Source organism: Nocardioides panacihumi (assembly GCF_039530925.1).
GTDB lineage: Bacteria > Actinomycetota > Actinomycetes > Propionibacteriales > Nocardioidaceae > Nocardioides > Nocardioides panacihumi.
The window spans coordinates 1029479-1051720 of record NZ_BAAAPB010000001.1 but is presented as its reverse complement, the minus strand read 5'-3'; the positions used below and the strand labels follow the sequence as shown (position 1 = coordinate 1051720).

The 22242-nt window shown below is 72.8% G+C and carries 19 protein-coding genes; 6 read left to right on the top strand and 13 right to left on the bottom strand.

Going from position 1 to position 22242, the window contains the following annotated elements; translation table 11 throughout:
- Nucleotides 1–30 precede the first annotated feature (30 nt).
- From ABD205_RS04990 to ABD205_RS04980, 3 genes are all read right to left on the bottom strand, one after another.
- Entirely contained in the window at nucleotides 31–1365 is a 1335-nt protein-coding gene (locus tag ABD205_RS04990; protein ID WP_344043020.1) for a hypothetical protein, read from the bottom strand.
- Nucleotides 1362–1904, bottom strand: a complete 543-nt coding sequence (locus ABD205_RS04985; RefSeq protein WP_344043018.1) for a SigE family RNA polymerase sigma factor — start codon at nucleotides 1902–1904, stop codon at nucleotides 1362–1364. The genes ABD205_RS04990 and ABD205_RS04985 overlap by 4 nt, the downstream gene beginning before the upstream one ends.
- Nucleotides 1905–2003: 99 nt before the next feature.
- Nucleotides 2004–2759, bottom strand: a complete 756-nt coding sequence (locus ABD205_RS04980; protein WP_344043016.1) for an enoyl-CoA hydratase family protein — start codon at nucleotides 2757–2759, stop codon at nucleotides 2004–2006.
- 34 nt (nucleotides 2760–2793) lie between these two features.
- On the opposite strand from ABD205_RS04980, the gene ABD205_RS04975 reads away from it, so the two are divergent.
- Both ABD205_RS04975 and ABD205_RS04970 read left to right on the top strand, forming a co-directional pair.
- On the top strand, nucleotides 2794–4272 hold the full coding sequence (locus ABD205_RS04975) for an ArnT family glycosyltransferase (protein WP_344043014.1): 1479 nt from the start codon (nucleotides 2794–2796) through the stop codon (nucleotides 4270–4272).
- 93 nt (nucleotides 4273–4365) lie between these two features.
- On the top strand, nucleotides 4366–4929 hold the full coding sequence (locus tag ABD205_RS04970) for a protein-L-isoaspartate O-methyltransferase family protein (protein ID WP_344043012.1): 564 nt from the start codon (nucleotides 4366–4368) through the stop codon (nucleotides 4927–4929).
- Here the strand turns inward: ABD205_RS04970 and ABD205_RS04965 are convergent.
- Nucleotides 4920–6014 (bottom strand): YihY/virulence factor BrkB family protein, encoded by a 1095-nt coding sequence (locus tag ABD205_RS04965; RefSeq protein ID WP_344043010.1) that lies wholly within the window; start codon nucleotides 6012–6014, stop codon nucleotides 4920–4922. The genes ABD205_RS04970 and ABD205_RS04965 overlap by 10 nt on opposite strands.
- A gap of 10 nt (nucleotides 6015–6024) precedes the next feature.
- Entirely contained in the window at nucleotides 6025–7254 is a 1230-nt protein-coding gene (gene dinB, locus ABD205_RS04960) for a DNA polymerase IV (protein ID WP_344043008.1), read from the bottom strand.
- Between the two features lie 88 nt (nucleotides 7255–7342).
- On the opposite strand from dinB, the gene ABD205_RS04955 reads away from it, so the two are divergent.
- Nucleotides 7343–8347: a matrixin family metalloprotease gene (locus ABD205_RS04955; RefSeq protein WP_344043006.1), complete on the top strand. Its 1005-nt coding sequence runs from the start codon at nucleotides 7343–7345 to the stop codon at nucleotides 8345–8347.
- A 140-nt stretch (nucleotides 8348–8487) separates the two neighbouring features.
- Here the strand turns inward: ABD205_RS04955 and ABD205_RS04950 are convergent, their stop codons facing one another.
- The 7 genes from ABD205_RS04950 to ABD205_RS04920 are packed head-to-tail and all read right to left on the bottom strand — an operon-like array spanning nucleotide 8488 to nucleotide 17427.
- Nucleotides 8488–9672: an acyl-CoA dehydrogenase family protein gene (locus ABD205_RS04950; protein WP_425572778.1), complete on the bottom strand. Its 1185-nt coding sequence runs from the start codon at nucleotides 9670–9672 to the stop codon at nucleotides 8488–8490.
- Nucleotides 9669–11591: an acetyl/propionyl/methylcrotonyl-CoA carboxylase subunit alpha gene (locus ABD205_RS04945; protein ID WP_344043004.1), complete on the bottom strand. Its 1923-nt coding sequence runs from the start codon at nucleotides 11589–11591 to the stop codon at nucleotides 9669–9671. The genes ABD205_RS04950 and ABD205_RS04945 overlap by 4 nt, the downstream gene beginning before the upstream one ends.
- Nucleotides 11588–13171, bottom strand: a complete 1584-nt coding sequence (locus tag ABD205_RS04940) for an acyl-CoA carboxylase subunit beta (RefSeq protein ID WP_344043002.1) — start codon at nucleotides 13169–13171, stop codon at nucleotides 11588–11590. The genes ABD205_RS04945 and ABD205_RS04940 overlap by 4 nt, the downstream gene beginning before the upstream one ends.
- Nucleotides 13168–14307, bottom strand: coding sequence for an acyl-CoA dehydrogenase family protein (locus tag ABD205_RS04935; RefSeq protein ID WP_344043000.1), 1140 nt, complete (start codon nucleotides 14305–14307; stop codon nucleotides 13168–13170). Before ABD205_RS04935 ends, ABD205_RS04940 begins: the two co-directional genes overlap by 4 nt.
- Nucleotides 14304–16031, bottom strand: a complete 1728-nt coding sequence (locus ABD205_RS04930; protein ID WP_344042998.1) for an acyclic terpene utilization AtuA family protein — start codon at nucleotides 16029–16031, stop codon at nucleotides 14304–14306. Before ABD205_RS04930 ends, ABD205_RS04935 begins: the two co-directional genes overlap by 4 nt.
- An 8-nt stretch (nucleotides 16032–16039) precedes the next feature.
- The gene (locus tag ABD205_RS04925) at nucleotides 16040–16828 is read right to left on the bottom strand and encodes a TIGR03084 family metal-binding protein (protein ID WP_344042996.1); all 789 of its coding nucleotides are present in this window, start codon (nucleotides 16826–16828) and stop codon (nucleotides 16040–16042) included.
- Entirely contained in the window at nucleotides 16825–17427 is a 603-nt protein-coding gene (locus tag ABD205_RS04920; RefSeq protein WP_344042994.1) for a TetR/AcrR family transcriptional regulator, read from the bottom strand. Before ABD205_RS04920 ends, ABD205_RS04925 begins: the two co-directional genes overlap by 4 nt.
- Before the next feature lie 158 nt (nucleotides 17428–17585).
- Between ABD205_RS04920 and ABD205_RS04915 the strand changes: the two genes are divergently transcribed.
- The 3 genes from ABD205_RS04915 to ABD205_RS04905 are packed head-to-tail and all read left to right on the top strand — an operon-like array spanning nucleotide 17586 to nucleotide 19926.
- Nucleotides 17586–17903, top strand: coding sequence for an STAS domain-containing protein (locus tag ABD205_RS04915; protein WP_344042992.1), 318 nt, complete (start codon nucleotides 17586–17588; stop codon nucleotides 17901–17903).
- Nucleotides 17900–19552 carry a PP2C family protein-serine/threonine phosphatase gene (locus tag ABD205_RS04910; RefSeq protein ID WP_344042990.1) on the top strand — a complete coding sequence of 551 codons (1653 nt, stop codon included), beginning with the start codon at nucleotides 17900–17902 and terminating at the stop codon, nucleotides 19550–19552. The genes ABD205_RS04915 and ABD205_RS04910 overlap by 4 nt, the downstream gene beginning before the upstream one ends.
- Nucleotides 19549–19926 carry an ATP-binding protein gene (locus ABD205_RS04905; RefSeq protein ID WP_344042988.1) on the top strand — a complete coding sequence of 126 codons (378 nt, stop codon included), beginning with the start codon at nucleotides 19549–19551 and terminating at the stop codon, nucleotides 19924–19926. The genes ABD205_RS04910 and ABD205_RS04905 overlap by 4 nt, the downstream gene beginning before the upstream one ends.
- An 18-nt stretch (nucleotides 19927–19944) precedes the next feature.
- On the opposite strand, the gene ABD205_RS04900 is transcribed toward ABD205_RS04905, so the two are convergent.
- Nucleotides 19945–22179 (bottom strand): SCO7613 C-terminal domain-containing membrane protein, encoded by a 2235-nt coding sequence (locus ABD205_RS04900; RefSeq protein ID WP_344042986.1) that lies wholly within the window; start codon nucleotides 22177–22179, stop codon nucleotides 19945–19947.
- Between the last annotated feature and the right edge of the window lie 63 nt (nucleotides 22180–22242).

The window sequence follows — 22242 nt, the reverse complement described above, 5'->3', positions numbered from 1 at the left end:
ACCACCCCGTATGACGTCGCGCCGGGCCGGTCAGTCAGCCGGGCGGTAGACGAGGATCGCGCCGCTGGCGTCGGCGTACTGGGCCGGCCACGTCACGGTGAAGGACTGCTTGCCGCCGGGGAGGACGACGCCGCCCACCGAGGACGAGCGGGCGTCGGCGAGGCTCCCGGCCGAGTTGTCGGTCGTGCCGCCGCCGGGGACCGTGCCGCCGATCGTCACCCGGCGGGTCCGCTCGGCCGCGTAGCCGACGAGGAAGTGGTCACGCGGGTTGGTCCAGGTCGCGACGATCCGGTGGGTGCCCGGCTCGGAGTCGATCACGTGGTCGAGCTGCCACAGCCGCCCCGCGGACTCCACGACCCGGTCGATCGTCGAGCCGTGCACGTCGACGGTGTCCGTCGGGCCGTAGAGGCCCAGCCCGACCACGGCACCCGCCACCGGAGTCGGCGCGCCACCCTGGGTCGTGCTGATCCAGACGCGCGCGCTGTGCTCCTTCACCTCGTGGAGATCGGGGTAGTACGACGAGCCTGTCGCGTCCTCGGACGGTGCCCCGCACGACCCGCTCATGAAGCCGTCGCCGTCGATCGAGACGTGGACCCACGGCCCGTTCCTCCACGACCCGCCGTTCGGGACCGAGCAGAAGTCGGCGAGACGGACGTCCGAGAGGGCGCCGCGGAAGCTGAAGGTCCGCTCCGCACGGCCGGGCTCGACGAAGGCGCCTGCGAGCAGCTCGCGCCCGCCGACCCGTTGCCGGAAGACGGTCGCCCCGGTCGCGTCGAGGACACCGCGCGGCATCGCGTCCGTGCGACGGTAGACCGCGACGGCGACCCGCGTGCCCGAGGTGCCACCGTCGACGGTCGCGACCAGCGGCACCCGGCTGACGTCGGTCCCGGCGGCCGCGGTCACCGAGACCGGGGCTCCGGCACCGTCCTCGACGAGGCGATCCAGCAGCTCGCCGCCCTCCGACTGCGACGCCTTCGTCCCGAGAGTGACGCTGCCCCCGTGAAGGTCCTCGGCGACGAGCACCACGACCTGATCACGGTCGGAGCGCGGGATCGTGACGTCGAGCCGATCGTCCCCCGGCCGGCTCTGGAGCTCCTCGACCAGCGCGTAGTCGAACCCGCCCCAGGTCACGTGCGCCGAGGCGGCGAGATCGGGGACGCCGTCGGTCGTCACCAGGCGCGGGAGCGCGACCCCGGCAGCCACGACGGCGATCGCGGCGACCGCACCGGCGACCGTGGCCGCACGTCGGCGCCGGCGTACGACGGTGACGCGGGAGCGGACGGAGTCGAGCCGGCCGGGAAGGGCGGTGTCCTCGGCCAGCGCGTGGGACGTGAGGGTGGCGCGAAGGTCGTCGAGGGTGCTCATGCGAGGTCCTCCCCGGTGGTGTCGACGGTGGCGAGCGAGGGGTCGATGCGGAGCTTGGCCAGCGCCTTGCTGGCCTGGCTCTTCACGGTGCCGACGGAGCAGCCGAGCAGCGCGGCGGTCTCTGACTCCGACAGGTCCTCGAAGTAGCGCAGCACGACGACAGCCCGCTGCCGGCGCGGCAGCCGCTCCATCGCGCGCCACAGGTCATGGCGAGCGTCGGACGCCTCGGCGCGGGAGGCGACCCCCGCGTCGGGCACCTGGTCGGTCGCCAGCTCGCCGTTCCACTTGCGCCGCCACCAGGTGGCGAAGGTGTTGACGAGCACCTTGCGCACGTAGGCCTCCGGCGCCGCCTCGATCCGCGACCACGCGAACCAGGCCTTGGTCAGCGTCGTCTGGAGCAGGTCCTCGGCGAGGGCGTGGTCGTGGGTGAGCAGGTACGCCGTCCGGAGCAGCGCGCTGGACCGGACGGCGACGAACTCCTCGAACCCGACCGCGTCACCTCCCGCGACCGTCGCGTCCGTGACCCCCATGGCTGTCATGCCCCCTACGACTCGGTGGCGACCTGAAAGGTTGCCTCGGCAGTTGTGAGTGCGTCCACGCGCGGACTAGTGCGCGATCCCACCCACGACGCGCGTCGCTCAGGACTTCCGGCTCAGGAACGCCAGCATCGCCTCGCGCGCCTCGTCCGAGGCGAACAGCCGGGCGCTGAGCGTGGCCATGTCGTCGGCACCCGCGTCGATGGCGGCGAGCAGCGGCCGGGCGAGCAGTGCCTTGGTCTCGCGCAGGCCCTGCGGTGCGCCGGTGACGATGGACGCGCACACCCGGGCTACCTCGGCGTCGAGGCCGTCCGCCCCGACCGCGGTGGTCACCAGCCCGAACTCCACCGCCGCCGCCGCGGTGAACCGCTCCCCCGTGAGGAACGTGTACGCCGCCGCGCGGCTGGTCAGCCGGGGCAGGACCGTGAGCGAGATGGCCGCCGGCGTGAGCCCCAGCTTGACCTCGGTGAGCGCGAAGTCGGCGTCCTCGGCCGCGACCACGATGTCGGCGGCCGCGACGATGCCGATACCGCCGGCGCGGACCGGCCCGGCGAGCCGGACCACGACAGGCTTGGGGTGGGCGACGATCGCACGCTGCAGGCCCACGATGGCGCGGGGCCCGTCCTCGGCGGCACCGCTGGCGGCCTCGGAGAGGTCGGCCCCGGAGCAGAAGACCCGACCCGCCGAGGTCAGCAGGACCACCTTCGCGTCCTCGTCGGCGGCCGCCCTGGCGAGGCGTTCGAGCAGCTCGCCGAGGAGCTGGCGCGAGAGCGCGTTGCGATTGTGGGGCGAGTCGAGGGTGATGGTGGCGACGCCGTCCGCGACGTCGTACCGGACCAGCTCGGCGTAATCAGGCATGCGGTCATCCTGCCGGAATCCCTAGCATCGGCTCGTGACCCCCACCGGCACACGCGACGGCGCGCGCGGAATCGCGCTCGTGGTGGCCGTGCAGGCGGCCGCCCTGGTCGCGCTCGCGCCGCACTACGGCCCGCACCGCGACGAGCTCTACTTCGCCTCGGCCGGGCACCGGCTCGCGTGGGGCTACCCCGACCAGCCTGCCCTCACCGCGGTCCTCGCCCGGCTCGCCGACACGGTCGCGCCGCACAGCCTCCTCGTGCTGCGGGTGCCGAGCATGCTCGCCGCGGTCGCCCTGACGCTGCTGACGGCCTGGTTCGCACGGACTCTCGGCGGCCGCCCGGCGGCCCAGGTGCTCGCGGCCGTCCTGTGCGCCGCCTCGGTCATCATGCTGACGCTCGGCCACTGGCTCGAGACGGCCACGTTCGACACCCTGGCGTGGACCGCGATCCTGGCGCTGGCGACGGCCGCGCTCCGGGCCGACGTACGTCGTGCCCGCCGGCTGTGGCTCGCCGCCGGCGTGGTCGCGGGCGTCGGCCTCAACAACAAGCACGCCGTGCTGTTCCTCCTCGTGGCCCTGCTCGTCGCCCTCGCGGTGTGCCGCGAGTCGCGCCCGGCGCTGCGTACGCCCTGGCCGTGGCTCGCCGCGGCGATCGCAGCGCTGATGTGGCTCCCCAACGTGGTCTGGCAGGCTCGGCACGGCTGGCCGGTCTTCGCGCTCGCGGCCGACATCCGGGACGAGTACGGCGGCCTCGGCGGACGGATCGGCTACGTCCTCGAGACCCTGCTGATGCTGAGCCCGCTCATCGCCGTCGTGTGGCTGACCGGGCTGGTCGCGCTGATGCGGCGGCCTGCGTGGCGACCGGCCCGCCCGGTCGCGGTCACGTTCCTGGTGCTCGCCGCGTGGTTCCTGCTCGCCGGCGGCAAGGGCTACTACCTGGCCGGCGCGATCCCGCCGCTGCTCGCTGCCGGGTGCGTGGTGCTGGCCGAGCGCTGGCGAGGGCGCCGTCTCGTCGCGGCGGGGGTGGTCCTGGTGCTCTCGGCGGCGATCGCCTGGCCCGTGTTCCTGCCGCTGCTGCCGGTGCGGACGTGGGCGGACTCGTTCTACGCCGACGTCGGGGAGGACCAGCGCGAGACGGTCGGGTGGCCCGCCTACACCGACCAGATCCGCGCGGTCGTCGACGGACTCACGCCCGAGCAGCGACGTACGGCCGTCGTGTTCACGCAGAACTACGGCGAGGCCGGCGCCGCCGAGTGGTACGACGTCGGGCTGCCCGTCTTCAGTGGCCACAACGGCTGGCGCAACTGGGGCCCACCGGCCGCGACGGCGACCCCCGTCGTGGTGGTCGGCGACATCGAGGCGGACCGCTTCTTCACCGGCTGCCGGGAGATGACGCGGCTGGACAACCGTCTCGGCGTCGACGCGGAGGAGCAGGGGCTGCCCGTGCGGCTGTGCGACGGCCCGATCGGGTCGTGGGCCGCGCAGTGGCCGCGGTTGTCGCACTATGACGCTTGAGGGGACGCTTGAGGGGACGCGTGAGGGGGCGCTTGAGGGGACGCGTGAGGGGACGCGTGAGGAATCGGCCTGGCGGCTGGAAACAGGAGGGACATGGACAGCGTCGACGAGGCGTTCGCCGCCGTCCCGCGTGAGGGCTTCCTCCCGCAGGGGCAACGGCACCGTGCGGCCGTCGACGCCCCGCTGCCGATCGGATACGGCCAGACGAACTCCCAACCGACGACGGTCGCCAACATGCTGCGACTCCTCCAGGTGCGGCCCGGCCAGCGGGTGCTGGACGTCGGCGCCGGATCCGGCTGGACCACCGCACTGCTCGCCCACCTCACCGGCCCCACGGGCGAGGTCGTCGGCGTCGAGCTCGTGCGCGGGCTGGCCAGCTGGGGCGCGGACAACGTCAGGGCCGCCGGGCGACCGTGGGCGCACGTCGAGCCGTCCGCACCCGGCATCCTCGGCGCACCGGACCGGGCGCCGTACGACCGGATCCTCGTCTCCGCGGGCGCGACCGAGATGCCCGCACCCCTGCTGGAGCAGCTCGGCGACCCGGGTCGGCTCGTCGTGCCGGTCAACGGGCGGATGGTCCTCGTCGTCCGGTCCGGGGGGCGCGACGAGGTGAGCACGCACGGCGCGTACCGGTTCGTGCCGTTGCGTCAGAGGTGATCGTGCGGGTGGCTGATCTCGTGCGGCCCCAGTGACTCCACCTCGGGTCGGCGCCGCACGCGCCGGCTCTTCCGCGCCCAGCTGGGGTCCATCACGATCTCGTGGGTGTCTCCGTCACGGCCGTCGAAGGTGACGGCGACGGTCTCGAACCCCTTGTGCCGGTTCATCAGCGCGTACGACGCGTAGGCCCGCCTGTCCGCGTCGGTCAGGTCGACGGAGTCCGTGAACGGCGTCAGCAGCGCGCGCGGCCACAGCCGCCGCACCAGGACCACGTTGACCTCGATGCCGAGCACACCCATGACCGCGGCCACGTAGATGAACGCGATGAGGCCGAGCACGAGCGCGAACGTCTTGTTCATGCCGGACGCCTCGTTGATCACGTTGGTCACGTAGACCGTGCCGATCCACTGCAGGAACTGCCACATGATCGCCAGCGCGAAGGCACCGGGTGCGGCCGAGCGCAGCGGGTGGTCGCGGGCCGTCGCCAGCCGGAAGAGCAGCGTGAGCACGGTGCCGATGAGCAGCACGGTGACGATGGTGATCAGCCAGCGCAGCGTGGTGTCGATGCGCGGCCCGAAGATCTGCGTGTTGGCGCCGAGGGTGGACACGACGGAGAGCGCCAGGACCGCGACGCCCGCGGTGGCGAGCAGCAGCAGGCTCCGCAGACGCAGCAGGAACGGGTTGGGACGGCTGTTGCGGGGCACCGACCACGCGGTGTTGAGGGTGTTCTGGATCGCCTGGCCGAGGCCCATCGCGCCGTACAGCGCGGCGATCGAGCCGATGATGACGCCGCCCGTGGAGCCCTGGATCGACCCGGGCCGGCCGAGCTGGTCGCCGATGATCGGAAACTGGCTGAAGGCGGAGTTGAGCAGCTCCGCCTGGAGCTTCGGGTTGCCGTCCAGGAAGAAGCCCAGGATCGAGGAGCCGAGCAGCATCAGCGGGAAGATCGCGATGAACGCGTAGTAGGTGACGATCGCGGCCAGGTAGTTGCCCTGGTCGTCGAAGAACTTGTAGATCACACCCAGCGGGAACGCAGCGGGCGGAAACCGGCGCTGAGCCTGGTCCACCGCAGCCACGACGCTCACGCGGCACAGGCTATCCGCCGCTCCGTCCGGGATCGGGCAGAGTCGGCATCTCGTGGCCCGTGTGCCGCCCGATCAGGGCGGCGCGGGTGACGGCGGCCTTCCCGAAGCGGTCGCGTACGGCGTCCAGGGCCCCGTCGATCTCGACCCCCTTCGACTCGGCGGTGAACAGCGGCAGCTCGAGCTGCTCCGTCCGCGCGTCGACGAGCCCCGAGATGGTGATCCCGAGCAGCGTGCAGCCGCGCTCCTCGACGAGGGGCCGGGCCTCGCGCAGGACTCGCCTCCCCGTCGCCAGCCAGGTCGCCGTGGCCCCGGTCGAGCGCGGGATGGTCGCGGACCGGGTCGCCCGCGTGTAGTCGTCGAAGCGCAGCCGGAGCGTGAACGTCCGCCCGATCCGCTCGCCGGCGCGCAGCCGTCGCGCCACCCGGTCGACGAGCGCGGCCAGGAGCACCTCGAGCTCCTCGAACGTCTGCTTCCGGCGACCCATCGCGCTCTGCGAGCCGATCGACCCGCGGCGCCGGCCCACCTCGACCGGCCGTGGGTCGCGCAGGTTGGCGAGGGCGTGCAGGTGCCGCCCGGACGCCTTGCCGACCGCGAGGCTCAGCTCCACCTCCTGACGGGTCGCGAGCTGGCCGATCGTGTAGATCCCCTCGGCGTGGAGCTTCGCGGCCGTGACGGCGCCGACGCCCCAGAGCCGCTCGACCGGCAGGGGGTGCAGGAAGTGCTCCTCCCCGTGCGGCGGCACGAGCAGCAACCCGTCGGGCTTGCTGACCGCGCTGGCGACCTTGGCGAGATACTTCGTCCGGGCGATGCCGACGGAGATCGGCAGCCCGACCTCGTCGCGGACGCGAGCACGTAGCGTCGCCGCGATCTGCTCGGGCGGTCCGACGAGCCGCCGCAGGCCACCGACGTCGAGGAACGCCTCGTCGATCGAGATGCCCTCCACGAGCGGGGTGGTGTCACGGAAGATCTCGAAGACGCGCTTGCTCGCCTCGACGTACGCATCGAAGCGCGGGGGCACCACGATCGCATCGGGGCAGGCCGCCGTCGCCGCGCGACCGCCCATCGCCGAGTGCACGCCGAACGCCTTCGCCTCGTAGCTCGCCGCGAGCACGACACCGCCGCCCACGATCACCGGCCGGCCGCGCAGCCGCGGGTCGTCGCGCTGCTCGACCGACGCGAAGAACGAGTCGAGGTCCGCATGGATGATCGCGGCGTCAGGACGTTCACGGGGCGACAGCACGGATCCAGTGTCGAACATTCGTTCGAATGCCGTCAATCCTCAGGTCCCACCGACACGTGCCGACTGGACGCCGGAAGGAGGCGTATCCGTGTCACGTCCCCTGCGTCCGTCGTACGTCGCTCTCGCACTCGCCTGCCTCCTGGCGATCCCCGGCCTGCCCGGCCTCGCCGGGTCGGCCGCGACGGCCGCCGCGCCGACTCCCCACCCGGTCTCGGTGGGCGTGTCCGTGATCCCTGGGACCGCGGCGCTGAACCGGCGCGTCCCGGTCGCGGGCACCGTCGTCGACGCCACGACCCACGGGCCCGTCGCCGGCGTGCGGGTGGCGCTCGAGATCCGGAGCGCGCACGGCTGGGCCAGGCCGCCGGGCGCCGCCGTCGTCACCGACGACCACGGACGGTTCACGCTGAACGCACCGACCTTCTACTACGGCCGGCACGTCTTCCGGGTCGCCGCGGCTGCGCACGTCGGCGTCGACGCGACCATCGCCGCGGGCGCCTCAGCAGCGGGGGCGGTCACGGTGCCGATGCCCTACCGCCCCGCCGGACGCGCGTCAGCGGGGAGGACCGACTCGACCCAGTTCGACCCGTGCGAACCGATCCCCGTCCGCATCAACTACGCGGGCGCGCCACGCAACGCGCACGCCCTCGTCGCAGCTGCGCTGACCCGGGCGCGGGCCGCCACGGGCCTCACCTTCACGTACGCCGGCCGGTACTCCGGCGTCCCCTTCAGCCGCCAGCGCAACGGCGGCCTGCCGCCCAGCGGGATCGGGTTCGCCTGGTCAACGTCGCGCACGGTGAGCGGTCTCGCCGGCCCGACGATCGGGCTCGGGGGCGGCGGATGGGCGATCAACGACCGGCGTACGTCGTCCGGCGTCGTGATCGACCGCTCCTTCCACTTCCGCCAGGGCTGGACCGGACCCAACTCGATCGGCGGGCTGCTCCTGCACGAGCTCGGCCACGCGCTCGGCCTGGAGCACGTGAAGGACCGCAGCCAGCAGATGTACCCCCTCGACATCGGCGCGCCGAACGGCAACTACAACCGCGGCGACCTGGCCGCGCTGCGACGGGTCGGCCTCGACGCCGGCTGCCTCTGACCCCGAGAGGTCAATCCACACGGGTCGAGACGTCAATCCGTCCCTGTCGCGGTGGCCGGCCGGCGGCTGAGGCGGAGACGGATTGACGTCTCGACCCGTGTGGATTGACGTCTCGACCCGTGTGGATTGACGTCTCGGCGCTAGTAGGACTTCGGCAGGCCCAGGGAGTGCATCGCGACGAAGTTGAGGATCATCTCCCGGCTCACCGGCGCGATCCGGCCGAGCCGGGCGGCGACCAGCTGGTTGGCCAGGCCGTACTCGACGGTCAGCCCGTTGCCGCCGTGGGTCTGCACGGCCGCGTCGGTGGCGTTGCAGGCGACTTCGCCGCCCGCGTACTTGGCCATGTTGGCGTACTCCCCCGCGGCGAAGTCGTCGCCCGCGTCGTAGAGCGCGGCCGCCTTCTGCCACAGCAGCCGAGCCTGCTCCAGCTCGATCTTGACCTTGGCGAGCGGGTGCGCGATCGCTTGGTGGGTGCCGATCGGCTCCTTCCAGACGGTCCGCGTCTTCGCGTAGTCCACCGCTCGGCCGAGGGCGTAGCGCGCCATCCCGCAGGTCAGCGCGCCGCCCATGATGCGCTCGGGGTTGAGGCCGGCGAAGAGCTGCCACAGGCCACCGTCGGCGCTGTCCGGGTCGCCGACCAGGGCGTCGGCCGGCACGCGTACGTCGTCGAGGAACAGCGTGAACTGCTTCTCGGGCGCCTGCCACGCCATCGGGATGACCTGCCTGGTGAACCCAGTGGCGTCGGTCGGGACGACGAACAGCGCCGGCTTCAGCTTCCCGGTCCTCGCGTCCTCGGTGCGGCTCACGATGAGGACGGCCTTGGCCTCGTCGACCCCGGAGATGAACGTCTTCTGCCCGTTGAGCACCCACTCGTCGCCGTCGCGCGTGGCGGTCGTGCTGATCTGGTGGGAGTTCGAGCCGGCGTCGGCCTCGGTGATGCCGAAGGCCATCAGCAGCGAGCCGTCGGCGATGCTCGGCAGCCACCGGTGCTTCTGCTCGTCGGTGCCGCAACGGGAGATGATCGACCCGCAGATCGCCGGGCTGACCACCATCATGAGCAGGGGCGCGCCCTGCGCGGCCGCCTCCTCCAGCACCGCGGCCAGGTCGGCCATGCCGCCGCCCCCGCCGCCGTACTCCTCGGCGATGTTGACGCCGAGGAACCCGTTGCGGCCCATCTCCATCCACAGGTCGGTGGTCTTGCCGCCGCTCGCGGCCTGGCGCGCGATGTACTCGTGGCCGTACTTGCCGGCCAGGCGGGCGACCGCCTCGCGCAGCGCGACCCGCTCCTCGGGCTCGGTGAAGGGTGTCGCCGTCATCGTGCTCATGCCTGCTCCTCGACCACGGCGAGCACGACGCCCGCCTCGACCTGCTGACCGACGCTCGCGGCCAGCTCCGTGACGACGCCGGCCCGCGGCGCCGCGACGGTGTGCTGCATCTTCATGGCCTCCATGACCAGGAGCGGCTGCCCCTCGGTCACCTCGGCCCCGACGGCGACGTGGACCGCGACGACGCTGCCCGGCATCGGCGCGAGCAGCGACCCCTCCGCGACCTGGGTCGCGGGGTCGACGAAGCGCGGTGCCCGCTCCAGCGCGGTGTGGCTGAGCGGCCCGTCGACGTCGATGCGATCTCCGCAGATCGCCACGTCGTACGTCGTCCGCAGCCCGTCACGCTCGAGCACGACCCTGTCGGGGGCGGCCGAGACCACCGTGACCCCGTCGACCAGGTAGCCGACCCGCGTGCCGAGCCACTCCGCGCTCGTCCCGTCGGTGAACTCGAGCCGCTGCGGCTGGCTGCCGACGTTGCGCCAGCCGGCGGGGATGCGCTGCTGGACGCGTCGCGCGGCCTTCGCCGTCTCGGCGAGCGCCAGGGCCGCGGCCGTTCGGACCGACCGTTCGTCCCCGGACGGCCCGAGGTCCTCGGCGGAGGCGTCCAGCGGTCCGCCGTCGGTCAGGAAGGCGGTCGACACCTCCCCGGCCAGGAACGCGTCGGAGGTGAGGATCGCGACGAGCTGGTCGCGGTTGGTGCGGACGCCGTGGATCCGCGCGCGGCTCAGGCCGGCGGCGAGGCGGCGGGCGGCCTCCTCCCGGGTCGGCGCCCAGGCGATCACCTTGGCGAGCATGGCGTCGTAGAAGGGCGTCACCGTCGAGCCGGACGCGAAGCCCGCCTCGACGCGGAGTCCGTCGATCGCCGGGACCTCGAAGCGGGTGAGCGTGCCCGTCTGCGGCGCGTAGTCCGCGGCCGGGTCCTCGGCGTAGAGCCGCACCTCGATCGCCGAGCCCATCGGGTTGTGAGTGGGCCCGTCCGTGGACGGGTCGACGGTCGCACTCACGACTCCGGCGGCTTCCAGCTGCTTCTGGACGAGGTCGACCGCGAGCACCTCCTCGGTGACCGGGTGCTCGACCTGCAGACGCGTGTTCATCTCCAGGAAGAAGAACCGCTCCGACTTCTCGTCGTAGAGGAACTCCACCGTCCCGGCGCCGCGGTAGTCGATCGCCTCCGCCGCCTTCCGGGCGGCCTCGTGCAGCGCGGCTCGGACCTCGTCGGGCAGACCCGGGGCCGGCGCCTCCTCGACCACCTTCTGGTGGCGTCGCTGGATCGAGCAGTCGCGGTCGCCGTACACGGTCGACCCGACCACCTGGACCTCGACGTGGCGGCCCTGCTCGACGTACGGCTCGACGAACACCGTGCCGTCGCCGAACGCCGACTCCGCCTCGGCACGGGCCGCGGCGACCTCCGCGTCGAGCGCGGCGAGCGAGCGGACGACCCGCATGCCCCGGCCGCCGCCGCCCGCGGACGCCTTGACGAGCAGCGGGAGATCGGCCTCGGTCGGCGCGGCCGGTGCCTCCAGGACCGGGACGCCGGCGGCCTTCATCAGGGCCTTCGCACCGATCTTCGAGCCCATCTGCTCGATCGAGGCGGGACTCGGCCCGACCCAGGTGAGGCCGGCGTCGATCACGGCGCGGGCGAAGGACGCGTTCTCCGACAGGAAGCCGTATCCCGGGTGGACGGCCGTCGCACCGGCCCGCAGCGCGGCGGCCACGATCAGGTCGCCGCGCAGATAGGTCTCGGCCGGCGCGTTCCCGGGCAGGCGCACGGCGACGTCCGCCTCGGCCACGTACGGCAGCGACGCGTCGGCGTCGGAGAAGACGGCGACGGTCGAGATGCCGAGCGAGCGGCAGGTCCGGAACACCCGCGACGCGATCTCACCGCGGTTGGCGACGAGCACCCTGCTGATCCGGCTCACAGTCGGAACACCCCGAAGTTCATGGCACCCTCGATCGGCTGCGTGGCGATGACGGACAGGCAGATGCCCAGGACGGTGCGGGTGTCGCGGGGGTCGATGACCCCGTCGTCGTACCCGAGGCCCGAGAGGAAGTACGGCAGCGACTGCTCCTCGATCATCCCCTCGACCATCGCCTTCACCCCGGCGAACGCCTCGGCGTCGAAGACCTCGCCCTTCGACTCCGCCGACTGCCGGGCGACGATCTCCATGACGCCGGCGAGCTGCTGCGGGCCCATCACGGCCGACTTCGCCGAGGGCCACGTGAAGAGGAAGCGGGGGTCGTAGGCGCGGCCGTTCATGCCGTAGTTGCCGGCGCCGTACGACGCTCCCATGATGACCGTCAGGTGCGGCACCTTCGAGTTCGAGACCGCGTTGATCATCTGCGCGCCGTGCTTGATGATGCCGCGCTGCTCGTACTCCGCGCCGACCATGTAGCCGGTGGTGTTGTGCAGGAAGAGCAGCGGCGTGTCCTTCTGGTTGGCCAGCTGGATGAACTGCGCCGCCTTCTGCGCCTCCTCGCTCATCAGGACGCCGCGCGCGTTGGCGAGGATGCCGATCTCGTAGCCGTGCAGCCGCGCCCACCCGACGCACAGCGACGGGCCGTAGAGCGGCTTGAACTCGTCGAAAGCCACCCCGTTGTCTCCACCAGCGTCGGCCGAGACCCCGTCGACGATGCGCAAGATCGCCTCGCGGGGGTCGAACGGCTCCTTCAGGTCGGTCGGGATCAGGTCGAGCAGGCCGTCGGGGTCCAGGTCCGGCTCGGCGTACGCCGGGGCGGGGGCCGGGCCGTGCTTGCGCCAGTTCAGCCGGGCGACGACCCGGCGGGCCAGCCGGATCGCGTCCTGCTCGTCGACGGCGAGGAAGTCGCTCGACCCCGAGGTGCGCGAGTGCATCTCGGCGCCGCCCAGCGACTCGTCGTCGGTGTCCTCGCCGGTGGCCATCTTGACCAGCGGCGGGCCGGCGAGGAAGACCTTCGCCTGCTCCTTGACCATGATCACGTAGTCGCTCATGCCCGGCACGTAGGCGCCGCCGGCCGTCGAGTTGCCGAAGACCACCGAGATCGTGGGCTGCTTGCGCGCGCTCGCCCTGGTGAGGTCGCGGAAGCCCTGGCCGCCCGGGATGAAGATGTCCTTCTGCGTCGGCAGGTCGGCGCCGCCGGACTCGGTGAGGTTGATCGTCGGAAGCCCGTTGCGGGCGGCGATCTCGGCGGCCCGGAACGACTTCTTGAGCGAGAACGGGTTGAGCGAGCCGCCCTTGACCGTGGGGTCGTTGGCCACGATCAGGCACTCGACGCCCTCGACGACGCCGATGCCGGTCACGATCGAGCCGCCGACGGCGAAGTCCGAGCCCCAGCCGATGAGGGGCTGCAGCTCGAGGAACGCCGAGCCCTCGTCGACGAGCAGCTCGATCCGCTCGCGGGCGGTCAGCTTGCCGCGCGCCCGGTGACGGGCGACGTACTTCTCCCCGCCGCCGGCGACGGCCTTCGCGTGCTCTGCCTCGAGGCTCTCGATCTTCTCGAGCATGGCGGCCCTGTTCGTCATGAGTACCCCAGCAGCTTCGCGGCCAGATCGGTCATCACTTCGGTCGCTCCTCCTCCGATGGGCAGGATCCGGGCATCGCGGTAGTGCCGCTCCACCTCGGTGCCGTGCATGTAGCCGGTGCCGCCGTGCAGCTGGACGGCCCGGTCGACGACGCTGAGGCACGCCTCGACGGCGGTCTGCTTGGCCAGTGCCGCGGCCGCGATCGTGTCCGCGGTGGTGCCCTCGGCGAGGTACCGGTCCACGACGGCGTGGGCGTAGGTCCTCGCGACCTCGACGAGCCGGTGCATCTCGACGAGGGTGTGGCGCACGGTCTGGCGGCGGATCAGGGGCTCGCCGAACGTCGTCCGCTCACGGGCGTACGCCGCGGTCAGTGCCAACGACCGCGCGGCGATGCCGTAGCCGTGCACCGCAAGGCCGATCCGCTCGGTCACGAACGCCTCGGCGATGTAGCCGAAGCCCGCGTTCTCCTCCCCGACCAGGTTCTCGACGGGGACGCGCACGTCGGCGAAGCCGAGCTCGGCGGTGTCGGAGCAGTGCCAGCCCATCTTGCGCAGCGACCGGTCGACGGTGAAGCCCGGCGTGCCCTTGTCGACGACGAGCAGGCTGATGCCACCGGCGCCACCACCGCCCGTCCGGACGGCGGTCGTGACGAAGTCGGCCCGCACGCCGCTGGTGATGAACGTCTTCGACCCGTTGACGACGTAGTGGTCGCCGTCGCGGACCGCGCGGGTGGTCAGGTGCGCGACGTCCGACCCGCCGCCGGGCTCGGTGACGGCGAGCGAGCCGATGGCCTCACCGGCGAGGGTCGGCCGGACGTAGCGGTCGACCAGCTCCGCCGACCCGTGGGCGGCGATGTGCGGCAGCGCGATGCCGTGGGTGAACAGCGCTGCCATCAGACCGGAGGAGGCGCCCTCGGCGTACATGCCCTCGTTCATGGCGACGACGTCGGCGAACGTGCCGCCCTCGCCGCCGACGGACTCCGGGAAGCCGAGACCGAGCAGGCCCTGCTTCGCGGCCTTCCCGTGCAGCTCGCGCGGGACCTCGCCGGCGTCCTCCCACTCCTGCAGGTGGGGGAAGACCTCACGGCGGGTGAACTCGGCGCCCAGGTCGCGCAGCTCGTTGCGGGGATCGTTCACAGCAGCTCTCCCTGCACGTGGACCATCCGGCTGCGGACCCACTCACCGAGGGCCTTCGCCTGCGGGTCGAACCGCCGACCCTCGGCCACGCCGGCGCCCAGCAGCCCGTGGATGACGACGTTGACGCCGCCGAGGTTCGGCAGCGGGTAGACCTCGATGTCGAGGTCGGCGGCCTCCGGGACCAGCTCGGCGACCTTGCGCGGGGTGATCAGCTTGGTCAGCCAGGTGACGCGCGCGTCGTAGGACTCGCTCGGCACGTCGCGCTCGACCCACAACCCGAGATTGGCGTCGCCGCCCTTGTCCCCCGAGCGGGCGTGCACGAACGTCCCGAGCGGGAGCCGCCGGTTGAGCGAGTCGGTCGGCGCCGGGTAGGGCGACGGGCGCTGGCCGGCCCGGTCGACGGGCTCGGCGTACGCCGGCGGGTCCGCGATCTGCTCCCGCGAGCCGTCCGCGTGGGTCACGGTGTGGGCGACGGCGCCGCGGTCGACGTACTCCGCGCGGTAGGCGCCGTACGGCGTGGGCCGGGACGGCGGTGCCGTGACGTGGAAGCCCGGGTACGACGCCAGGGCCAACCCGATGAGCGGCTCGGTGAAGGGCTTGCCCAGCGGGTCGGGCGTGGGCGCCCACGCGGTCAGCCGCAGCAGGCAGGCCGCGCCCTCCTCGGTCGGGGAGTCCGGCTCCGGCGCGCGGTACGTCGACCAGACGTGCTCGATGCCGTCCAGCGACGGTGCCACCTGGTCCTTGAGCCATGCGGCCTTGTCGTCGATGTCGAGGCCGGTCAGCACGAAGTCGGCCGTGTTGCGGAAGCCGCCGAGCTCGTTGACCGCCACCTTCAGCCGCGCGGGCGGCGGGGTGCCGCGCACGCCCGTGATCGCGACGCGGTCGGGCCCCTCCTGGGTGAGGGTGATCGACGTGAGGTCGGTCGTGACGTCGGGACCGAGGTAGGAGACGCCCTGGATCTCGTACATCAGCTGGGCCGTCACCGTGTCGACCGTGACCGCGCCGCCGCTGCCCCCGTGATCGGCCCCGTGATCCGCCCCGTGATCGGCCCCGTGCTTGGTGATGACCGCCGTGCCGTCCTCGGCGATCTCGGCGATCGGGAAGCCCAGCGGCCGGCTCCTGTCCAGTCGCGTGAAGCCGCTGAAGTTGCCCCCGGTCGCCTGCGTGCCGCACTCCAGGACGTGCCCGGCGACGACCGCGGCCGCCAGCCGGTCCCAGTCGTCGGCGGCCCAGCCGAAGTGGGCGACCGCCGGCCCGACGACGAGCGACGCGTCGGTGACCCGGCCGGTCACGACGACGTCCGCGCCGGCGGCCAGCGCGCGGGCGATGCCGAAGCCGCCGAGGTAGGCGTTGGCGGTGAGGGCGCCGGGCACCTCGACGCGGTCGCCGTCGACGTACGCGATCCTGGCGTCGATGCCGAGCCCCTGCGCGATCTCCCGCAGCCGCTCGGCGAGCCCGGCCGGGTTGAGGCCGCCGGCGTTGCTGACGATCCGCACGCCCTTCTCGAGCGCCAGGCCCAGGCACTCCTCGGCCTGGCGGACGAACGTCTTGGCGTAGCCCAGCGAGGCGTCCTTGAGCTGCTCGCGCCCGAGGATGAGCATGGTGAGCTCGGCGAGGTAGTCACCGGTCAGGTAGTCCAGCGGTCCGCCCTCGAGCTGCTCGCGCATCGCGGAGAGCCGGTCGCCGTAGAAGCCGGAGCAGTTGCCGATCCTGACGCTGTTCACAGCGCTGTTCACAGTGCCGCCCGCCCGGGTCCGGGCGGGCCGGCGAAGGCCTGGGCGATGTCGAGCCAGCGCTCGGCATCAGGGCCGACGGCTTCGAGCGCCGTGTCGGAGCGGTGGATGCGCTGCGTGACCAGCCGCGCGAAGTCGTACGCCGCCCCGGTGACGCTCTGCGCCGCGTCCTCCGGCCCCCACGACCAGACGTCGCCGCCCGGGGAGACGAGGTCGATGCGGAACTCCCCTGCCGGTGGCTCCAGGCCGTGCGAGCGGAACGCCCAGTCGCGGGTGCGGATGCCGAGGTGGCAGACGTGTCGGATGCCGTCGGTGACGACGGGCCGGATGCCGAGCGCCTCGTAGACGTCCAACGCGTGCGCCCACGTCTCCATGAAGCGGGCGGTGGCCATCGAGGCCGCCGACATCGGCGGCCCGAACCACGGCAGCTTGCCGTCGACCTCCCTGAGCGCGTCGGCCAGTCCGGCACGCGCCGCGTCCCAGCGGGCCACGAGGTCCTCGGGGAGGGCTTCGGCGATCGCGTGGGCACCCTTGTCGACGAAGCCGTCGGGGTCCTCGAGCGCGCCGAGCACGAGCGCGTCCCACTCCTCCTTGTCGCCGCGGGCCGCGCGGGCGGCGAGGACGGCGGCCTCGTCGGTCCAGGTCAGGTGCGCGATCTGGGTCGCCACGTCCCAGCCCTCCGCAGGTGTCGGCGTGTGCCATCCCGCGTCGTCCAGGGGCGCGACCGCAGCGCGGAGCCGGTCGCTCTCCGCCCCGAGGTCCTTCAGCAGGTCGTCGAGCATCGTCATGCCAGTTGCTCCTCCAGGATCTCGGCCCACCGGTCGAGGATCCTCATCCGTCGCCGCGTGTCGTCGGTGATGGTGCTGGCCAGGCCGAGGCCGCGGACCAGGTCGAGCGTCGCCTGCACCAGCTCGCGTACGCCGGGCAACGACTCGTCCGCGCCCAGCAGCTCGACGGTCAGCCGGTGGGTGTCGCGCCCGACCCGCTGCTCCAGGGGCGCCACCTCGGCGAGCAGGTCGGCGTCCGTCCGGGCGGCGACCCAGAGCTCGAGCGCGGCGGTGAAGACCGGGGACGTGAAGTGGTCGGCGAGCATCTCGAGCACGGCCCTGGTGCGCCTCGTGCCACCGGGCAGTCGTGAGGCCGCCGCCGCGAGCTCGTCACCCCGGACGTTCGTGACGTGCTCGACGGCGGCGAAGACCAGGTCGTTCTTCGACGGGAAGTGGTGCAGCTGCGCACCGCGACTCACGCCGGCCCGCTCGGACACCAGCGTGGTCGTCGTGCCGGCGAAGCCACGCTCCACCAGCAGCTCCACGCATGCCTCGAGCAGCCGCGCCCGCATGGCGCGGCTGCGCTCCTCCTGCGGCACGCGGGCGGTCGTCTGGGTCACCCGCCCAGACTGGCGGAAACAACAACAAACAGTCAAGCCTGTCTGTTTATCGGTCCGACTTCCCCTGGCGCGTTGAAGGCCGAAGATCTCCCACGCAGGCGCCCCTGACGCTAGGTTTCTTCCACTCTCCCTTCACGCTCGGAAACAGGGTAAAAGGCATGGCTGCGTTCGTGACCACGACCAGCCAGGACAGTGCACCCGTCCTGGCGGTCTCCGGCGACCTCGACATCTCCGGGGTGGACGAGTTCCTGGCGCACGCCGACCGTCTGCTCGCCCTCGACGCGGACGCGATCGAGGTCGACCTCTCCGGCGTGACGTTCATCGACTCCAGCGGCCTTGGCGCACTCGTGCGACTGCACAACACGGCGGCCGACGCCGGCAGGGAGCTGCGGCTCACGAACGTCCCCCGTCCCGTCACGCGCATCCTCGAGCTGACCGGGCTGACAGATCTCTTCGCAGAGCGGCCGGAGAGTTGACCGAGCCGGCGGTCCGCACAGCGGCCGAGACCCACGGGCCGCGCCAGGTGGTGCGCAACCCGAGGTGGATCGGGGCACTCATCGCCGTCGTCGGCATCCTCCTCACCGGCGTGGCGAGCTGGACCACGGCACGGGTCGACGAGAACAGCGAGGAGCGACTGCTCTCCCAGCAGACCAAGCAGGCGGCCGCGGTGCTGTCGACGGCCATCCTCCTGGTCGAGGAGCCGTTGAGCACCGCCCTGACGCTTCAGAAGGAGGGCGGCCCGGCGGCCGGCAGCGCGGCGTTCACGCGGTTCATGACGTCGTACGTCGGCACCGGCAAGCCCTTCGTCTCCGCGTCACTGTGGCAGCGTCAGGGCGACGGGGTGGTGCCGCTCGCGACCACGGGCGTGGCCCCGGCGCTCGCTCCGAGCAGCGCCGCTGCGCACGCCTACGTGCTGCGTGCGCTCGACTCCAAGACGACCGTCACCCAGCGGGTCTCCGCCGGGGCCCAGAGCCGCATCGCCTGGGCCAAGGCGGACCCGAAGACCGGCCTCGCCGTCTACGCCGAGCGAGCCATCCCGGCCGACCGGCGTTCGCCGGTCGACCGCAACTCGGCGTTCGCCAGCCTGCACTACGCCATCTACATCGGGCCGCACATCACCGACGCCGCGCTCTCGACCACCGACGTCGACCCGGCCTCGCTTCCGCTGGGAGGCACCACCGCACGCGCAGCGATCCCGTTCGGCGACACGGTCCTGACCCTGGTGACCACGCCGCACGCCCACCTCGGATCGCCGCTGAGCAGGTGGCTCCCGCTGCTGATCCTGGTGTGCGGCCTGCTCCTCACGCTCATCGCGACCATCGCCGGCCTGTGGCTGGTCCGCGGACGCCGCGAGGCCGAGCAGGACGCCTCGACGATCACGACCCTCTACGAGCAGGTCGAGTCGCTGTACGGGCAGCAGCGCGACCTCTTCGAGCGGCTGCAGCGCGCACTGCTGCCGCACGCACACCCGGACATGCCCGAGCTCGAGTTCGCCTCCAAGTACGTCGCCGGGGCGCACGGCATCGAGATCGGCGGCGACTGGTTCAGCGTCGTCGCACTCGACGAGCACCGCTTCGCCTTCGTCGTCGGCGACGTCTCCGGCCGCGGTGTGGACACCGTCGCCGTGATGGCGCAGGCCCGTTTCACGATCCGCGCCTACCTGCTCGACGGCCAGCAGCCGGCCGCCGCCCTCGAGAAGTGCTCGCGACAGTTCGACATCGCCACGGATGGGCACCTGACGACCGTGATCGCGGGCATCGGTGACGTACGCACCGGCGAGGTGACCATCGCGAACGCCGGTCACCCGGCGCCGCTGCTGCTCAACGGAGACGTCCGGCCCGTCCAGGCTCCACCCGGCCGACCGCTGGGCACCGGCCCGGCGCTCTACCGGCAGACCACCTTCCACCTGTCGCCGGGCGCGACGATGTTCTGCTTCACCGACGGGCTCGTCGAGCGCCGCGGAGAGGACATCGACGTCGGGCTCGGTCGGCTCGCGACCACCCTGCTCGAGGCGGACGGCCGGTCGGTCGACGAGCTGGTGTCCTACGCCGTCACGACACTGCGCAACCCGGACGCGTCGGACGACATCGCCGCGCTCGCTATCCGACGGGTGGACGTGCGATGAGGATCGAGTTCCCCGGTGACCTCCGCGCCCCGGCTGCGGCACGTCGGTTCGTCGACGCCCCGCTCCGCGACCTCCTCGACCGCACCACGAGGCCCACGGCCGAGGACGTCGTCCTGGTCGTGAGCGAGCTGGTCACCAACGCCGTACGCGCCAGCGCCGACGTCATCAGCCTCTCGCTGCGCGTCGACGAGGAGCGGGTCGAGATCGAGATCTCCGACGACGCGGCCGGCTGGCCGACACCCCGCGAGGCCGACTGGGAGGACCCCACCGGCCGCGGCCTGGCGATCGTCGACGAGCTCTCCGACCGGTGGCACACCACCGAGCTCTACCCCGGCAAGCGGATCACCGTCACGTGGTTCCGCAACGCGGGCTGAGCGGTCGGCCCGGAATCGTCAGCCCAGCGCTGAGAACCAGGCCGTGCTCCGGCGTCCGGCCACCACGGCCTGCTCCCAGGAGACGCCCACGGCCAGGAGAAGGGCGCCGGCGGCGCCGATGGTGACCCAGCCGGGCACGTACGACAGGTAGGGCCCGCCCTCCGTGACGGCCACGAGGCAGAGCGCCGCCGTGCCCGCCAGGACCGGCGCCTTCAACCGCGCGACGAACCCGCCGACGACGCACACGAGTCCCGCCGCGACGACGAGGACGACACGCAGGACGCCGCCGTCCGTCACCCCGACCAGCGTGCTCGGGCCGAGCGCGACCGCGAGCGCCGGTCCCATCGTCAGCATCGAGCCGGCCACCCGCCCTTCACGCCGGGCCTGGAGGTGGGTCGCGGCGCCGACGAGGCCGAGCAGCGCGGCCAGCGGAAGGGTGTACGCCTCCACGACCGTCACCCCGCCCTGACCGAGCAGCGTCCAGGTCCCGGCTGTGCTCAGCGCGGAGCCCAGGTAGGCGAAGCCGAGCCGGTGACGCTGGCCGGCGTACACGAAGACGAGGACGGCGGCCGCGTAGCACGCCAGTGCCGTCAGGTCCGCCCGGCTCGGGCCGACCTCGGCGGCGGCCGGCATCGCCTGGTCGCATGCCGCCACGAAGTAGCCCGCCGCCGCCACCAGTGCGACACGGTCGAGCACGGCGCGGTTGAGCACGGCGCCGACACCCGCACGCCCCGACGACAGGAGCCACTCGAGCGGGCGCGCGGCACGCACGGCGGCGACCGCCACCACCATCTCGAAGGACATGAGGAGCAGCAGGACGCCGAAGGCCACGACAGCCGGTGCCTCCCGCAGCGCGGACCAGGCCGTCACGGCCACCGCCGCCTGGACGGCCAGCACCCACTCGGCCCTGCGGAACAGTCCGAGCCCCCAGCCGCTCACGGCCAGCAGCGCGGCCGCAGGCAGCACGGGCGCCCACCACCACACGGTCACCGTCTCGTCGGTGAGGACCGCGGCGGTCGACTGTTCGGCGGCGTACGCCACCGCCACCCACAGGACCACCTGGATCCAGAGGAGGCAGACGGTGAGGGAGACGCGCCACGTCGAGTCCGCACGCCAGGAGCGCAGCAGTGCGATGCAAGCCCCGGCCACGACGAGCGAGGCCGCGGTGTTGAGCTCGTACGGCGCCTCGAGCACCAGTGCCGGCGCCAGGATCCCGGCCGTCGTCGCCAGGGCGGCGGGCATCACGCGGACGTCCGGCACCCAGCGGCTCGCCGCGGCGGCGCCGAGCAGCAGTGCGGCGGCGACGTAGCGATCGACCGTCGGCTGGCCGCCGTCGTAGGCCAGTGCGACACCCAGGACGACGAACAGCGCCGTCGCCGCGAGAGCGACCAGTCCGGCCAACGCCGCGGCCACCCGGGCGCATGTCCGCCGGGCGGAGAGCCAGGCCACCAGCGCGCCGGCGCCGAGGACGACACCGGCGATCCCGACGCAGACCTGCAGCGTCAGGCCCGGCTCGTCGAAGGCGCCCAGGTCGAGCGCGCTCAGCGCGAACCACGGGGCGGCGGAGAGCGCGGCCGATGCGGCCGGCAGGTACGTCCACACGCCACGGTCGTCCGGACCCGACGGCACGGCCCGGTCGAACCCGACGAAGAGGCAGCCGCAGACGACGAGGGCGACGGCCCAGTACCAGTCGAACGGGACCCGGTCGAGGCCGGCGAGCCCGCGCGCATGTGCAGCGTTCGCACCGACGAGGGTGAGACCGACGGCGATGACGGCCGCGGCCTCCGCCGCCGCCGGGAGCGCGCGCCGGGCCGCGAGCCTGCTCGCGGTGACCGCCGCCGCGGTGAGCGCGACCAGGATCGCCGCCTGCCCGACGAGGCCGACCACCAGCCAGACGACGACGGTGAACAGTGCTGCGGCCGAGATCAGCAGGAGGGCGCCGAGACCCAGGATGACCTGCTGGCCCGAGAGCGAGCGGCGGTGCCACTCGGGGTCGGCGGCGGGCCCCGGCACCGGGTAGCGCGGGTAGGGGGCGGGTGCCGCCGAGCCCTGCTCGCGAAGACGCGCGAGCAGCTCGACGCGCTCCGCACGCAGGGCGGTGAGCTGCTGGTCGACCTGCCACAGGCGGCCGGCCACCGGGCCGGTGAGGCTGAGACCGCAGGCGGGGCACGCGTGCCCCGGAGCAGGGACCGTCCGTCCGCAGGAGGGGCACGGCACCGGCGCGTACGTCGTGGGCTCGCTCTGACTGTTCACAGGATCACCGTGGCCTGTCGCGACCCCGGTCCGCATGAGCACACCTACTCATCCGGCCCTGCC

Excerpts from the sequence above, each read along its gene's own strand:
- ABD205_RS04970 (WP_344043012.1), top strand. The coding sequence starts at position 4,366 with ATGGACAGCGTCGACGAGGCGTTCGCCGCCGTCCCGCGTGAGGGCTTC.
- ABD205_RS04980 (WP_344043016.1), bottom strand. The coding sequence starts at position 2,759 with ATGCCTGATTACGCCGAGCTGGTCCGGTACGACGTCGCGGACGGCGTC.
- ABD205_RS04940 (WP_344043002.1), bottom strand. The coding sequence starts at position 13,171 with ATGACGAACAGGGCCGCCATGCTCGAGAAGATCGAGAGCCTCGAGGCA.
- ABD205_RS04905 (WP_344042988.1), top strand. The coding sequence starts at position 19,549 with ATGAGGATCGAGTTCCCCGGTGACCTCCGCGCCCCGGCTGCGGCACGT.
- ABD205_RS04990 (WP_344043020.1), bottom strand. The coding sequence starts at position 1,365 with ATGAGCACCCTCGACGACCTTCGCGCCACCCTCACGTCCCACGCGCTG.
- ABD205_RS04925 (WP_344042996.1), bottom strand. The coding sequence starts at position 16,828 with ATGACGATGCTCGACGACCTGCTGAAGGACCTCGGGGCGGAGAGCGAC.
- ABD205_RS04950 (WP_425572778.1), bottom strand. The coding sequence starts at position 9,672 with ATGAGCACGATGACGGCGACACCCTTCACCGAGCCCGAGGAGCGGGTC.
- ABD205_RS04985 (WP_344043018.1), bottom strand. The coding sequence starts at position 1,904 with ATGACAGCCATGGGGGTCACGGACGCGACGGTCGCGGGAGGTGACGCG.
- ABD205_RS04915 (WP_344042992.1), top strand. The coding sequence starts at position 17,586 with ATGGCTGCGTTCGTGACCACGACCAGCCAGGACAGTGCACCCGTCCTG.